General features: G+C 71.9%; 12 protein-coding genes, 1 tRNA gene and 1 other RNA gene. 4 read left to right on the forward strand and 10 right to left on the reverse strand.

What is annotated here, in order from left to right:
- The first annotated feature begins 154 nt into the window (after positions 1-154).
- On the forward strand, positions 155-2,428 hold the full coding sequence (locus TPA0908_RS30840) for a DUF4153 domain-containing protein (protein WP_281943949.1): 2,274 nt from the start codon (positions 155-157) through the stop codon (positions 2,426-2,428).
- A gap of 51 nt (positions 2,429-2,479) precedes the next feature.
- Here TPA0908_RS30840 and TPA0908_RS30845 read toward each other — a convergent pair whose 3' ends face one another.
- On the reverse strand, positions 2,480-3,775 hold the full coding sequence (locus TPA0908_RS30845) for a M23 family metallopeptidase (RefSeq protein ID WP_281943951.1): 1,296 nt from the start codon (positions 3,773-3,775) through the stop codon (positions 2,480-2,482).
- A 491-nt stretch (positions 3,776-4,266) separates the two neighbouring features.
- Between TPA0908_RS30845 and TPA0908_RS30850 the strand changes: the two genes are divergently transcribed.
- On the forward strand, positions 4,267-5,340 hold the full coding sequence (locus tag TPA0908_RS30850; protein ID WP_281943953.1) for an ice-binding family protein: 1,074 nt from the start codon (positions 4,267-4,269) through the stop codon (positions 5,338-5,340).
- Positions 5,341-5,536: 196 nt separating this feature from the next.
- On the opposite strand, the gene TPA0908_RS30855 is transcribed toward TPA0908_RS30850, so the two are convergent.
- A tRNA-Ala gene (locus TPA0908_RS30855) sits at positions 5,537-5,609 on the reverse strand.
- 86 nt (positions 5,610-5,695) lie between these two features.
- Positions 5,696-6,286, reverse strand: a complete 591-nt coding sequence (locus TPA0908_RS30860; protein WP_107157788.1) for a YqgE/AlgH family protein — start codon at positions 6,284-6,286, stop codon at positions 5,696-5,698.
- Positions 6,287-6,435: 149 nt separating this feature from the next.
- On the opposite strand from TPA0908_RS30860, the gene TPA0908_RS30865 reads away from it, so the two are divergent.
- The gene (locus tag TPA0908_RS30865; RefSeq protein WP_281943955.1) at positions 6,436-7,236 is read left to right on the forward strand and encodes an S-methyl-5'-thioadenosine phosphorylase; all 801 of its coding nucleotides are present in this window, start codon (positions 6,436-6,438) and stop codon (positions 7,234-7,236) included.
- 110 nt (positions 7,237-7,346) lie between these two features.
- Positions 7,347-8,942 carry a benzoylformate decarboxylase gene (gene mdlC / locus TPA0908_RS30870; RefSeq protein ID WP_281943956.1) on the forward strand — a complete coding sequence of 532 codons (1,596 nt, stop codon included), beginning with the start codon at positions 7,347-7,349 and terminating at the stop codon, positions 8,940-8,942.
- Positions 8,943-8,945: 3 nt separating this feature from the next.
- On the opposite strand, the gene TPA0908_RS30875 is transcribed toward mdlC, so the two are convergent.
- From TPA0908_RS30875 to TPA0908_RS30905, 7 genes are all read right to left on the reverse strand, one after another.
- Entirely contained in the window at positions 8,946-9,896 is a 951-nt protein-coding gene (locus TPA0908_RS30875; protein ID WP_281943957.1) for a hypothetical protein, read from the reverse strand.
- Positions 9,897-10,058: 162 nt separating this feature from the next.
- Positions 10,059-10,434, reverse strand: a transfer-messenger RNA (tmRNA) gene (gene ssrA / locus TPA0908_RS30880).
- A gap of 105 nt (positions 10,435-10,539) precedes the next feature.
- The gene (gene smpB / locus TPA0908_RS30885) at positions 10,540-11,019 is read right to left on the reverse strand and encodes an SsrA-binding protein SmpB (protein WP_281943959.1); all 480 of its coding nucleotides are present in this window, start codon (positions 11,017-11,019) and stop codon (positions 10,540-10,542) included.
- A 133-nt stretch (positions 11,020-11,152) separates the two neighbouring features.
- Positions 11,153-12,028, reverse strand: a complete 876-nt coding sequence (gene ftsX / locus TPA0908_RS30890; RefSeq protein WP_281943960.1) for a permease-like cell division protein FtsX — start codon at positions 12,026-12,028, stop codon at positions 11,153-11,155.
- A gap of 67 nt (positions 12,029-12,095) precedes the next feature.
- Positions 12,096-12,776: a cell division ATP-binding protein FtsE gene (gene ftsE, locus TPA0908_RS30895; protein ID WP_013284225.1), complete on the reverse strand. Its 681-nt coding sequence runs from the start codon at positions 12,774-12,776 to the stop codon at positions 12,096-12,098.
- A gap of 118 nt (positions 12,777-12,894) precedes the next feature.
- A complete protein-coding gene (gene prfB, locus TPA0908_RS30900) occupies positions 12,895-14,016 on the reverse strand; it encodes a peptide chain release factor 2 (protein WP_107157709.1) in 1,122 nt (373 codons plus the stop codon).
- A gap of 45 nt (positions 14,017-14,061) precedes the next feature.
- Positions 14,062-14,577 carry a PadR family transcriptional regulator gene (locus TPA0908_RS30905; protein ID WP_107157710.1) on the reverse strand — a complete coding sequence of 172 codons (516 nt, stop codon included), beginning with the start codon at positions 14,575-14,577 and terminating at the stop codon, positions 14,062-14,064.
- Positions 14,578-14,708 lie beyond the last annotated feature (131 nt).

Genomic DNA, 14,708 nt, shown 5'->3' on the forward strand with positions numbered 1-14,708 from the left:
CTCCCGCGCACTGGTACGGGCCGGAAGCGGCAAAGGTTCGATCCGCACCGGTGCCACGACCGGTCAGGCTCGGCTGGCCGAACGGACAACCGGGGCGGCGGAGCGGTCGGGGCGGGCCCTACAGTGACGACACCCTGTGATCGAGGAGCGCGTCTTGCCCGAGCCGGCACAGCATTCCGAGCCGCCCCGTCCCGCCCCCACGGACGGCTCTCCGACGGGCGACCTGCCGCCCACCGCACAGCCGTACCTGCTGGTGCTGCCCACGGCGGGGGGCGCGCCGCCCCCGGTGCCGTGGCCCGGCGGGGAGGGCCAACCGGCGTGGGCGATACCGGTCGTCGTGCCGCCCGGCACCCAGGGCTACGCGCTGTTCGTGCCGCTGGTCCCGGCCGCCGGCCAGCCGACGCCGACCGGCGTGCCCGCCCAGGCCGCGCCGCCGGCCGTCGAGACCCCGACCACCACCGCCCCGGCCGGGCCCCCGGACGCCATGCCGCCGACGGACGGTCCGACGCGACCGGGCGCCGCGCCGCCGGTCGGGTCGCACCGGGACGACAGCGGCGCGGCTGCGGCCGGCTCCGTCGGCCGACCGGTCGGCGACGAGCCGGTCGCAGCGCCGCCGGATGCCGCCCCGGTCACCTCGTCGACGTCGACCACCGCGGGGCCGGCCCCGGCTCCGGTCGCCGGCGCGCCCGCCCCGGTGGGCACCGCCGCGCCGGTCGCCACGCCGTCCGCTCCGGGCTTGCCGGCGGCCCCGGACGGTACGGCCGGCCCTCATGGCGCCCCGACGGCGACCGTAGGGCATGTCTTTCCTCCGGTCCACGGTGGAGCGGCACCGTTGGTGCCCGGGCGGGGGCACCAGGACCCACGACCGTGGACCAGCTACCCGCCGGCACCGGGATGGGCGCCCCGGCCGCGGACGCCCCGCACCTCGTTCCTGGGTGCGCGCTGGCCCGGCCCGAAACCGGCCACCGGTCGGGCGGCGCCGTTCGCGGTGCTCGCCGGCGCGCTCGGCAGTGCGATATTCGTACCGCTGAGCCGGGTCGGCATCGGCTGGTTCCTCGGCTGGCTCACGCTCACGCTCGGGGTGCTGTTCGCGGTCCGGACCCGCACCGCCGAACTGTCCCGCGCCGACCGGCTGATCCGGGCCGGCTGGGCGGCGGCGGCCCTGGCCCTGCTCGCCGTGCCGGCGTTCCGCAACGCCTGGTGGCTGGTGACGTTCTGCGTGCTCGGCGCGCTGGGCTGCGCCACGTTGGCGATCGTCGGCGGCCGGCTGGTCCGCTCGATCCTGTTCGGTCTGGTCGCCACGCCGTTCGCGGCGTTCCGGGGGCTGCCCTGGGTCCGCGGCCACGTCACCGCCTCGCCCGGGGCGGCGACGGTCCGCAAGGTCACCGTCTCGGTGGTCGCCACCGTGGTGGTGCTGGTGGTCTTCGGCAGCCTGCTCGCCTCGGCCGACGCGGCGTTCTCCGAGGCGCTCGCCACGGTCGTGCCCGAGGTCGACCTCGGCACGGTGTTCCGCGGGCTGTTCCTGGCCGCGGTGGGCGGGCTGATCGCGGTCGCCGCCGTCTACACGCTGGCCGCCCCGCCGGACCTGTCCACCGTGGACCAGTCGGGCGGGCGGCGGCTCGGCCTGCTGGAGTGGGCGCCGGCCATCGCGGCGCTGACGCTGCTCTTCGCCGGCTTCGTGGTGGTGCAGTTCACCGTGCTCTTCGGCGGCGAACGGCACGTGCAGAAGGTCGCCGGGCTCAGCTACGCGGAGTACGCCCGCAGCGGCTTCTGGCAGTTGCTCTTCGTCACGCTGCTGACCGTGGCGGTGCTCGGCGGGGTGAGCCGCTGGGCCGGCCGGGAGCGGCCGGTCGAACGCAACCTGCTGCGCGTCCTGCTCGGCCTGCTCAGCGCACTGAGCGTGGTCATCGTGGTGTCGGCGCTGTCCCGGATGTGGACCTACCAGAAGGTCTACAGCTTCACCGGCGAGCGGATCTTCGTGATGGCGTTCGAGCTGCTGCTCGGCGCGGTCTTCCTGATGATCCTGGCGGCCGGCGTGCGGTGGCAGGGCAGGTGGATCCCCGGCACCACCGTGGCGCTGGCGGTGGCGATGCTGCTCGGCCTCGCGGTGCTCAACCCGGAGGACTACGCGGCCCGGCGCAACACCCTCCGGTACGAGCAGACCGGCAAGATCGACGCCTGGTACCTGCGCGCGCTGTCCGCCGACGCCACGCCCGCCCTCACCCGGCTCCCCGACCCGGTACGCCGCTGCACGCTGAGCTGGATCGCCGACGACCTCGACCAGCCCGACCCCTGGTACGCCTGGAACCTGGGCCGGCACCGGGCCCGCCAAGCCCTCGACCGGGTCGGCCCGGGCGCGGTCGGCGGCCCGAAGGACTGCCGCCGGGCGGACCAGTTCGACCTGCCGAAGACCCGGCGTCCCCGCTGACGCCACCGGTCGGGCCGCCCCTGCCGGCGGCCCGACCGTCCACCCGGCGGGTCAGGCGGCGTAGATGTGCTTGACGCCGCCGAACGCCAGCACGGCCGCCGTGTCACCACGGACGCCGCTGTTCAGGTTGCGCCAGCCGTTGTAGCTGCTCGCCTCGTGCACGTAACCACCGACGACGCTGTAGATCAGCTTCTCGCCGCCGAGGCTCAACGCCGCCAACGCGGTGCCCTGCGCGCCGGAGATCCCGGTCCACAGGTTCCGCCACCCCGCGTTGCTGGCCGCCTCGAAGACCCGCCCGCCGTTCAGCGAGTAAATGATCTTCGTGTCGCCGAGCGTGATCGCCGCCACCGCCGACGCCGCGATACCCGTGTTGAGGTTGCGCCAGCCGTTGGCGCTGTGCGCCTCGTGCACGTAGCCGCCGACGATGCTGTAGACGTACTTCACGCCGGCCAGCGCGATCACCGAGATCGAGGAGGACGCGACGCCGCCGATGCCGCTGTTGAGGTTGCGCCAGCCGTTGTAGCTGCTCGCCTCGTGCACGTATCCGCCCACCACGCTGTAGATCAGCTTCTCTCCACCGAGGCTCAACGCCGCCAACGCGGTGCCCTGCGCGCCGGAGATCCCGGTCCACAGGTTCCGCCACCCCGCGTTGCTGGCCGCCTCGAAGACCCGTCCACCGTTCAGCGAGTAAATGATCTTCGTGCCGCCCGATCCGATCGACGCCACCGCGGAGCCCGTCACCGCGCCGCCGCTGCCGGAGACCGGCAGCGCCCGCCACCCGGCGTTGCTGGCCGCCTCGAACACCTGACGCGGCTGGGCGGCGGGATTCCGGGCGATGTATTCGAGCGGACTGATGTACGTCCCCGCCGGGTCGATCATGTGCCAGTGCAGGTGCGGGCCGGTCGAGCTGCCCGACCCGGGCGCGCCCTGCGCGCCGCCGGAGCGGCCCACGATGGTGCCCGCGCCCACGCCGGCGCCGTCGGCGAGCAGGAACTGCGACAGGTGCAGGTACTGGCTGCGGTAGCCGTCACCGTGGTGGATCGTGACGGTGTGCCCGCCGTCACCGTTGTAGGGGATGTTCTGGACGGTGCCGGCGCCGCAGGCAGGCAGCGGCGTCCCCACCCCCATCCCGAAGTCGATGCCGCCGCGTGAGCCCCGGCTGAGGTGCCCCTCCCAAGTGTCGGTGATCGGGTAGGCGCTGAACGGGTTGTAGATGACCGGCGCGGCGGACGCGGCACCGGGCGGCATCACCCCGCCCACCGCCAGCGCGCCCGCACCGAGCGTGGCGACACGCAGCACCGTACGCCGATCGACCCCGCAGCATCCGCGCTGCCCGCTCTCCGTCATCCCGGCCCCTTCCTTCGACAGACGTGGATATCATGCCGATTCCCGGGGTACGGGTCCACGGGTCCACCTATCGACGGGTGCGTTGGCGAGGGCTCACGCCGTCCGGCGTTCGAAGGCGGCGCTCAGGGCGAACGAGCCGCCACACCCGACCTGACGGGCCGCCGCGCCGACGCTGGTGCGGGGTGACGACGACGTACGTCCGTGGACGCTGGCCGCAACCCGGCCGGATCGGCGGGCAGCGGACGACTCCGCCCCCTCACACGAGCGCGGCTCACTATAGCCAATTTATTCGTTTTACGCTACGAACACCACTGCTGGGTGATTTGGTAGCTACTGCACGCTTTTGTGCTACTTGTGTCACCTGTTAGCAGGGTGGGTCACGTGACACCCCTGCGAGTAGTACCCACGGAGGGTGTTCTGTGAAAGTTCCCACCATTCATCGTCTGAGGCGGGCAAGGCCGTCAGTACTCGCCGCATCCGCGGGTACCGCCGTGGCCGTCGCCATGCTGATCTTCAACTCGACGGCGGCCAGCGCGGCGGATGCCCCGGTCAACCTCGGCACGGCCGGCAACTTCTCCGTCCTGGCCGGCGCCGAGCCCACCAACACCGGCCCGAGCTTCCTGGCGCAGAGCCTCGGTAGATTTCCGGGGAACACCGCATCGGGCTTCGGGACGGCGACCATCGGCGGTGAGGTCCACCTCGGCGACGCGGTCGCCCTTCAGGCCCAGAGCGACCTGACCACGGCCTTCAACGACGCCGCCGGCCGGACCCCGTTCACCATCCTGCCCGCCGAACTCGGCGGCAACACCCTCAACCCCGGCGTCTACCGGATCGGGGCGGCGCAGTTGACCGGGACCCTGACGCTCAACGGGCAGGGCGACCCCCAGGCGGTGTTCATCTTCCAGGTCGACTCCGCGCTGACGACGGCGTCGAACAGCAGCGTCGTCCTGATCAACGGCGCTTCGGCCTGCAACGTGTTCTGGAAGATCGGCAGTTCGGCGACGCTCGGTACGGGCACCACGTTCCTGGGCACCATCATGGCCCAAGCGTCGATCACGATGGCCACGGGCGCGAACCTTCAGGGCCGCGCGCTGGCCCGAACCGCGGCCGTCACGCTCGACACCAACGTCATCACCGCCCCGGTGTGCGCCGGACCGACCGGTCCGCCCGGACCGACCGGCCCCCCCGGACCGTCCGGCCCTCCGGGCCCCTCGGGCCCGCCCGGCAGCCCCGGCGCACCCGGCGTACCGGGCAGCCCCGGCGCACCCGGCAGCCCCGGCGCACCCGGCAGCCCTGGTGCCCCCGGCAGCCCTGGCGCACCCGGTAGCCCCGGCGCTCCGGGCAGCCCCGGCGCACCCGGCCCTTCGGGCCCACCCGGACCTTCGGGCCCAGCCGGCAGCCCCGGCTCTCCCGGCCGGCCGGGCGGTCCCGGCAAGCACGGCGGAATGCTGCCGGTGACCGGTGGCGACACGGTCCCGGCCCTGGCCGGGGTGGGAACTGTCCTGATCGCCTCCGGCGGGATCATGTTCTTCCTCGCCAGGCGTCGCCGGACACTCCAGTCCTGATCGGAGGGCCCGGCCGGCGACCAACCGGCCGGGCCCGCCGCCTGCCGTCGTGACAGTTGCCCAGTCTCGGCGAACCGGAACACCGGTCACCAACAGGACATACCGCCGGCGCTGCTCGCCCCCGCGACGCAGCCCGGAGTGACATGACAAAAACCCTGGTGAGGGATCGATCCCTCACCAGGGTTTTTCGCTCGGGTGGAGCCGAGGGGACTCGAACCCCTGACCCCCACACTGCCAGTGTGGTGCGCTACCAGCTGCGCCACGGCCCCTTGCGGTCGTCCCCGGTCGCCCGGGCACGGGAAGAACTATACACACGCCGCCCGCCATGGTCATCTCGCGGGGTCCCCCCGGGCGGTCAGTTGAGCGCCACGTCCGGCGGGAAGTGGGCCACCGCCGCCATCATGCCGCCCTGCCGGCGCAGCACCATCGGCCAGAGATCGTCCGGCCGGTCGACGAAGGCGTCACCGGGCAGCGCGTCAAGCACGAACCAGGACCCCTCCTCGATCTCCCGCTCCAACTGACCGGCGCCCCAGCCGGAGTAGCCGGCGAAGACCCGGATGCCGCCGACCGCGTCGCGCAGCTTCTCCGGGTCGACCGAGAGGTCGATGGTGCCGACCGCGCCGGAGACCCGATGGAAGCCCTTGACCGGCTGGACGGGGTGGCGCATCCGGGCCAGGCAGATGGCCGAGTCGGGCTGCACCGGGCCGCCCTCGAAGAGCACCGCCGGCTCGCGGGCCAGGTCGCTCCAGTCACCGAGCACATCGGCCACCGGGACCTCGGTGGCCCGGTTCAGCACCACGCCGAGCGCACCGCCGGGCTCGTGGGCGACCAGCAGCACGACCGTACGGTCGAAGTTCGGGTCCTTGAGCACGGGTGTCGCGACCAGCAGCCGTCCGGTCATCGACTCCATGGCTCGGCCACCGATCGCCTGCCCCTCACCCTGCATGTCCGACACCCGTCAGCCGTGCGCCCGCGCGGGCCCTCCGTCGTCGACCGTCCACGCTGTCAACGCCATGTCACGCACCATAGCTTGCGTCCCGCCCGCTGGCTAAGGTCTGACCGTCGGGTGATCGCGACGGATCGAGGGAGGACCGGATGGCGGCGCAGGCGGAACTGGCGGTGATCGGCGGGTCGGGTCTCTACGCCCTGCTCGACGGCGTGGAGCACGTGGTGGACACCCCGTACGGGGCGCCGTCGGACCCGATCACGGTCGCCGAGGTGGGCGGCCGGCGGGTGGCGTTCCTGCCGCGACACGGTCGGGACCACCGGCACCCCCCGCACCTGATCCCCTACCGGGCCAACCTGTGGGCGTTGCGCTCCCTCGGCGTACGCCAGGTGCTGGCGCCCTGTGCGGTCGGCGGGCTCCGGCCGGAGCTGGGTCCGGGCACGTTCGTGGTGCCGGACCAGCTCATCGACCGCACCAGCGGGCGGGCGCAGACCTACTACGACCAGGGGGCGGTGCACGTCTCGTTCGCCGATCCGTACTGCCCGGCCGGGCGACGGACGCTGCTGGACGCGGCGGCCCGGCGGGACGTGCCGGCGGTGGACGGCGGGACGGTGGTGGTGGTCGAGGGCCCGCGTTTCTCCTCCCGTGCGGAGTCTCGCTGGTTCACCTCGATGGGCGGCGCGGTGGTCAACATGACCGGGCACCCGGAGGCGGTGCTGGCCCGCGAGTTGGCGCTCTGCTACACGTCCATCGCGCTTGTCACCGACCTGGACGCGGGCGTCGAGGCGGGCGAGTCGGTCACCCAGGAGGAGGTGTTCCGGGTCTTCGCGGAGAACACCGACCGGCTGCGCGAGCTGCTGCTGGACGCGGTCGCCGCGCTGCCCACCACGCGGGACTGCCCCTGCGGGAGCACGCTGGACGACATCACGCTGCCGTTCCCGCTGCCCTGAGCCGGGGCGAAGCGCCCGAAAAGCCGCGCCCGGCCCGCTAGATTCGGTGGGTCGGGGCTGTGCACCGGGCCGTCTCCGACGCTCTCGGCCAGGGACGGAGGCAGCCGGCGATGGCGACGGTGCGCGAGGCGACCCACGACCTGCTGCGCGCGCTCGGGTTGACCACCGTCTTCGGCAACCCCGGCTCCACCGAGGAGCCGTTCCTCGCCGGCTTCCCGGCCGACTTCCACTACGTGCACGCGCTCCAGGAGGCGTCCGCGGTGGCCATGGCCGACGGCTACGCGCAGGGCACCGGGCGGCCCGCGCACGTCAACCTGCACACCGCGCCGGGCACCGGCAACGGCATGGGCAACCTGGTCACCGCCTGGCACAACCGGACCCCGCTGATCGTCAGCGCCGGCCAGCAGACCCGCGAGATGCTGCTGATCGAGCCGCGCCTGGCCAGCCCCCGGGCGGTCGAGCTGGCCCAGCCGTACGTCAAGTGGGCGCACGAGCCGGCCCGCGCGCAGGACGTCCCGGCGGCGTTCATGCGGGCGTACGCCACGGCGGCGCAGCCGCCCACCGGGCCGGTCTTCCTGTCCCTGCCGATGGACGACTGGGACCGGCCCGCCGACCCGCCACCGCCGGTGCGTACCGTGGCCACCCGGATCGGGCCGGACCCGGATCGGCTGCGCGACTTCGCCACCACGCTGGCCACCGCCCGCGCCCCGGTGCTGGTGCTGGGCGCGGCCGTGGACCGGGCCGACGGCTGGCCGGAGGCGGTCGCGCTGGCCGAACGGCTGGCCACCCCGGTCTGGGCCGCCCCGGCACCGGAACGGGCCGTCTTCCCCGAGGATCACCCGCAGTTCCGGGGCGTGCTGCCGTACGCGATCGGGCCGCTGTCGGCGGCGCTGCGCGGCCACGACGTGGTGCTGGTGGTGGGCGCCCCGGTGTTCCGCTACTACCCGCACGTGCCGGGCGACTACCTGCCCGGCGACGCCCGGCTGCTGCACGTCACCGACGACCCGGACGAGGCGGGCCGGGCCCCGGTCGGGGAGAGCCTGCTCGGCGACGCCAAGCTGGTGCTGGCCGCGCTGCGGGAGCTGCTCCCGCCGACCGAGCGGCCCGCGCCGCCGCCCCGGGATCCGCCCGCCCCGCCCGAGCCGGCCGAGCCGCCCAGCGCGGACGCGCTCTTCGCGGCGCTGGCCGCCGCCTGGCCGGCGGACGGGGTGCTGGTGCAGGAGTCACCGTCCAACCTGGCCGCACTGCGCCGCCGGCTGCGGATCGACCGGCCGCGCTCGTACTTCACCATGGCCAGCGGCGGACTGGGGTTCGGGCTGCCGGCAGCGGTGGGCCTGGCGCTGGCCGAGCGGGACACCGGGCGGGGCCGACCGGTGGTCGCGGTGATCGGTGACGGCTCAATCCACTACTCTGTGCAGGCGTTGTGGACCGCGGCGCGGCTGGGCCTGGCGCTGCCCATCGTGGTCCCGGTGAACCAGCAGTACGCGATCCTGAAGGCGTTCGCCGAGCTGAAGCACACCCCGGGCGTACCGGCGCTGGACCTGCCCGGACTGGATCTCACGGCGGTGGCCCGCGGCTACGGCTGCGCGGCCGAGGTGGTGACGTCGCCGGACGCGCTCGGCCCGGCGCTGGCCCGGGCGCTGAACGCGGACCGGCCCACGGTGCTGCCGGTGCCGATCAGCACCGAGGTACCCCGGATCCTGTGACCCTCACCCGCCGGTGCGGACGATCAGCGGCGCGCCGCTGCCGACGTCCAGGACCGTGCGGTCGCCCAGCGGGGCGGCGAGCGTGACGCTGACCGGCTTCATCGCGAGTTGCATGGTGCAGGGGCCGGTGGCGGTGACCACGGCGGCGCCGACCACCACCACGTCCGGTCCTTCCCGCACCAGCGGGGTCGGCGCGCCGTCGCAGGCGCCGACGCCGACCAGGTAGTCGAGCCGGTCGGCCGCCACCGTCCGCAGTTCCTGCGCGGCGACCAGGCCGGCCGGCAGCGGGCCGGTGTCCGCCGCGCCGCCGGGCACCGTGCCGACCGCGCGCGGCGCGACCGCCAGCCGGGCCACCGGCGCGGCCAGTTCCGCCACGGTGAACAGCCAGGCCGGCACGTCGGCCCGGCCCCGGCTGGTCCACACCGGCGCGCTGCCCAGCCGCACCGAGGTGACGGTGAGCGGGATGCACGGGGTGGGCGCGCTTGTCGACACCGGGTCGTCCGGGCCCGGCGCGGCGGTCGAGGCGGCCGGCTCCGGTCCACGGGGGCGACCGTCGCAGGACGGCGGATCGCCCCGGTCCAGTTGGGCGTACGCGTCCGCGGCGCTGACCAGCGGCACCCGCAGCACACCGTCGGGGAAGCGGATCGAGCCCTGCGGCGGAACGCGGGTCGGCATCGCGATCTGGTCCCGGTACCAGCCGGCGGCGAACGCCACCTTGGTCTCCTCGGTGAAGGCCGGATCGCCGGCGAGCACGGTGGCGTCCTGGAGCGGGACGTATCCGTCGCGCCACCGCGGATCGGGCTGCCACCGCGCGGCCACCTCGTCGGCCCGTTTGGTGAACGCGGGGCGCTGGTCCGGGTCGGCGGGCGGCGGCGCGCCCGACCCGACGCCGGGCGCGGCGCATCCGGAGAGGACCAGCAGCGGCAGCCCGAGCAGGGCGATCGATCGGCGCATACGGATCAGACGCCGATCCGCCCCGCCCGGTTCCCCAGGAGTAAGGAGGGGCCCCCGCTTAACGCATTCCGCATAGCAGGGGCCCCCGCTTAACACCGCTCGTGCGGGCGGCACAGACGACTGTGCGCCCCGGTCCGGTGGACCGGGGCGCACAGGTCAAGGTGGTGGAGGTGCCGGGAATCGAACCCGGGTCCTTCGCCGGTTTGTCAGGGCTTCTCCGAGCGCAGCTCGCTGTGCCTCTACTCGGCCCCACCGCTCACGCGAGCAAGTTGGTGTGACGGGCCCAGTCGCTGATTAATCTCGCCGCACGGACCCCGCGACCGGGTCCGATTGGCCAGCCTTCTAGCTGATGCCGGCTAACTGGGTCGAAGGCGCTCCCAGGCCGACAGACTTGCTACTCGCCTCAGGCGGCGAGAGCGAAGTCAGCGCGATTGTTCTTGGCGCTTATTGGTTTCCGACGACCGATTCTCGAGACGACGTCGGCTTCCTCGGCTCGCTTCCCCTGTCGCTGCGTACGAAGTCGAAACCAGTCACCCCCTCGACAGGCCACCCACGTGGTGGCACTGACAAGCCTAACGCCTCCCGCAACGGGTTTCATCCCGAGCCCCGCGTCGGACGCGCCGAACCGGACGAACGTGACAAATCAATCGTCCATGCCCTTGCCGCGCCGGCCCGCCACCCGCTGGATCTCCCGGTCGGCGTCCCGCTTGGCCAGATCCTGCCGCTTGTCGTACGACTTCTTGCCCTTGGCCAGGGCGATCTCGACCTTGGCCCAGCCGTCCGAGAAGTAGACCTGCAACGGGACCATGGTGAGGCCGCCCTCACGGGTCTTGCCGATCAGCCGGTCGATCTCCAACCGGTTGAGCAGCAGCTTGCGGGTCCGCCGGGGCTCGTGGTTGGTCCAGGTGCCCTGCGTGTACTCCGGGATGTGCATGCCGTGCAGGTACAGCTCGCCGTCGCGCTCCTGGGCGAACGCGTCGACCAGCGACGCCCGACCGGCCCGCAGCGACTTCACCTCGGTGCCGGTCAACGCCATGCCCGCCTCGTACGTGTCGAGGATGGCGTAGTCGTGCCGCGCCTTCTTGTTGGAGGCGACCACCTTGCGACCCTTTTCCCGTGGCATCGGCGCCACCCCCTTTCCGCCGGCTCCCCGGCCGGCGGCCGACGAGCGAAGATCATGCTACCGGAACCACAAGAGCCCTCCCGCGCCGTTTATTCCGGCACGGGAGGGCTCTTGGCCAGAGCCGTACGGGTAACTAGACCCGCAGGTAGAAGCGGAGCGTGACCCAGGCGGTGATGGCGCTGACCAGGCCACCGACGGCGGCCATCAGCGGGAAGGTCAGGAAGATCTCGGACCAGGAGATCGGAGTGATCAGGCCCTCCAGCGCCGCCATCGAGCTGCCGGCCGCGAGTGTCTTCACGCCGATCAGCGCGAGCAGACCGAGGATGGAGCCGATCAGGCCGGCCACCACCGCCTCCAGCACGAACGGCGCCTGGATGAACCAGTTGGAGGCGCCGACCAGCTTCATGACCGCGACCTCACGGCGCTTGCTGTAGGCGGCCACCTGGATGGTGTTCGCGACCAGCAGCAGGGCGGCGGCGGCCATCACGATGGCCAGCGCCAACGCGCCGTTCTGGATGCCGGTGAGCACGCCGAAGACCTTGTCGAGCAGCTTGGACTGGTCGACGATGGTGTCGATGCCCTCGGCGGCCTTGTACTGGTCGTAGATCTGCTTGTACTGCTGCGGGTCGTTCAGCGTGATCCGGAACGACTCGGGCAGCTGGTCCGCCTTGACCGCGTTCACCAGGTCCGGCGCGTCCGCGTACATCTGCTGGAAGCGCTTGTACGCCTCGTCCTTGTTGACGTACGTGACGTCCTTGACCAGCGGGTCGGCCTTGAGCTTGGTCTCCAGGTCGGTCCGCTGCTGCTCCTGGACGTCGGTCTTCAGGAAGATCGACACCTGGACGTTCTCGTAGTAGAGATCCTTCATGTCGCCGACCTTCTGGTACAGAAGGCCGCTGCCGCCCAGCATGAACAGCGACACCGCCATGGTGATGATCATGGCGACCGTCATGGTGACGTTGCGCCACAGTCCGACCAGTACCTCGGACAGGACGTACTTCATCCGCATCGGGATATTCCTCCGGCTCTCCGGCGTGAGGTGTTCGTCGTCGGGGTCTTCGGGCTGCCTTGTCGGCTCAGCCGTAGACGCCGCGGGCCTGGTCGCGCACGATGCGGCCGCTCTCGATCTCGATCACCCGGCGCCGCATCTGGTTCACGATGTTGGAGTCGTGCGTGACCATCACGACGGTCGTGCCGGTGCGGTTGATCCGGTCCAGCAGGCGCATGATCTCGATCGAGGTGTCCGGGTCCAGGTTTCCGGTCGGCTCGTCCGCCAGCAGGATCAGCGGCCGGTTCACGAACGCCCGGGCCACCGCCACACGCTGCTGCTCACCACCGGAGAGCTCGTGCGGGTAGCGGTGCTCCTTTCCACCGAGACCCACCAGCTCCAGCACCTCCGGTACGACCCGACGGGCGACCGCCTTCGTCTTGCCGATCACCTCCAGCGCGAACGCCACGTTCTCGTACGCGGTGCGGTTCGGCAGCAGCCGGAAGTCCTGGAAGACGCAGCCGATGGAACGCCGGAAGTGGGGTCGCTTCCAGGAACGCATCGACGTGACGTCCTTGCCGTTGACGACGACGCGACCCTTGTTGGGCGTGACCTCGTGCAGCAGCAACTTGATGATGGTGGACTTGCCGGAGCCGGATGGACCGATGAAGAAGACGAACTCGCCCTTCTCGATCGAGACGGACACGTTGTCGAGCGAAGGCCGGGACGCCTTCGGGTACGTCTTCGTCACTTGCTCAAGCTGAATCACGGGTCGGTAGTCTACGCGGTGTAACCGCAGAGCCAAGCCCCACGCCCCTCAGATGCGGCGCGCGTCATCGATTTACCGGGTCAGACCGAGATCGATGACGCGCTGCGTCCGAGTGTGATCACGCACTGTCAGCAGTGAGCTGCTGCTGCTTCCGCCAGCGGATACCCGCTTCGATGAAGCTGTCCAGTTCGCCGTCGAAGACCGCGGACGGATTGCCCGTCTCCTGCTCGGTACGCAGATCCTTCACCATCTGATACGGGTGCAGGACGTACGACCGCATCTGGTCGCCCCAGGAGCCTGCGGCGTCGGTCTTCAGACCGGCCATCTTGGCCTGCTCCTCCTGCCGCTTGCGCTCCAGCAGCCGGGCCTGGAGCACCCGCAGCGCGGACGCCTTGTTCTGGAGCTGGGACTTCTCGTTCTGGCAGGTGACCACGATTCCGGTCGGGATGTGGGTGATCCGGACCGCCGAGTCGGTGGTGTTGACGCTCTGCCCGCCCGGCCCGGAGGACCGGTAGACGTCGATCCGCATCTCGTTCTCGGGGATGTCGATGTGGTCGGTCTGCTCCACCACGGGCAGCACCTCGACGCCGGCGAAGCTGGTCTGCCGGCGGCCCTGGTTGTCGAACGGGCTGATCCGCACCAGCCGGTGGGTGCCGGACTCCACGCTGAGCGTGCCGAAGGCGTAGGGCACCTTCACCGTGAAGGTGGCCGACTTCAGGCCCGCCTCCTCGGCGTAGGACGTCTCGTAGACCTCGGTCGGGTAGCCGTGGCGCTCCGCCCAGCGCAGGTACATCCGCAGCAGCATCTCGGCGAAGTCCGCGGCGTCCACGCCACCGGCCCCGGCCCGGATGGCGACCAGCGCCTCCCGGGAGTCGTACTCGCCGGAGAGCAGCGTGCGGACCTCCATCTCCTGGATGGCCTTGGTCAGCCCGGTGATCTCCGACTCGACCTCGGTCAGCGCGGCCGGGTCGGACTCCGCCTGGGCCAACTCCAGCAGCACGCCGGCGTCGTCGAGCCGGGAGCGCAGGTCCCCCAGCTTGGTGATCTCGCCGTTGACGTACGACAGCTGCGACGTCACCGCCTGCGCCTTGGCCTGGTCGTCCCACAGGTCGGGCGCGGAGGCCTCCTGCTCCAGGCGGGCCTTCTGCTCGCGCAGCTTGTCGAGGTCGAGCACGGCCTCGATGTTGCGCAGCGTGGCGTCGAGTTCCTTGAGCTGTTCGGCATAATCGGCAGCGGTCACGACAGACAACAGTACTGCCTAGTCCAGCGCGTTCGCCGCAGGTGGTCAGCCGGCCGGCGCGGTCTTCAGCCAGGACAGCGCCGCCCGATGGTAGGCGACCGCGAACTCCAGCGCGCTGGCATCGTAGCCGTCGCCCTCCTTCTTCGCGTTCTTGACCTGCTCGCGCACCGCCGCCAGCGCCTCGGTGTGGTACTCGTTGGCCGAGGCGTACAGGTTCTTGAGCTGGCTCGCCGAGTGCAGGTTGCCGAACGCGATCCGCAGCGCCACCGGGTTGCGGATGGTGTCCTTGCCGGGATTCTCCGCGAGCCAGCGGGAGAATGTCCGTTTCCCGGCCGCCGTGAGCGCGTACGGCTGGCTCATCCGCGGCCCGGGCTTGCCGAGCCGCACCAGACCCTTCTCGGCCAGCACCGGCAGCTCCCGGTAGACCTGGCTACGGGTCATCGACCAGTACGGCGCCAGCCGGCGCTCGGCGGCGGCCATCAACTGGCCGCCAGTCATCGGGCCGTCGTGCAGCAGGCCGAGCAGGGCCGCCGCCGTCGGGTTGACTCCGGATTCCGCCATGCCCTCTAAGCTGCCACTTTGTCGGCTCTGGCGTCCAGGATTTGCCGTTTTCGCCACTCGTAGGCGGTCCAGAGTGCACCGTCGACCGACGACAGTAAGGAGGGGCCCCTTCCTAACAGACGTCTGTTAGG

It is taken from the genome of Micromonospora sp. AKA38, assembly GCF_027925725.1.
Taxonomy (GTDB): Bacteria; Actinomycetota; Actinomycetes; order Mycobacteriales; family Micromonosporaceae; genus Micromonospora.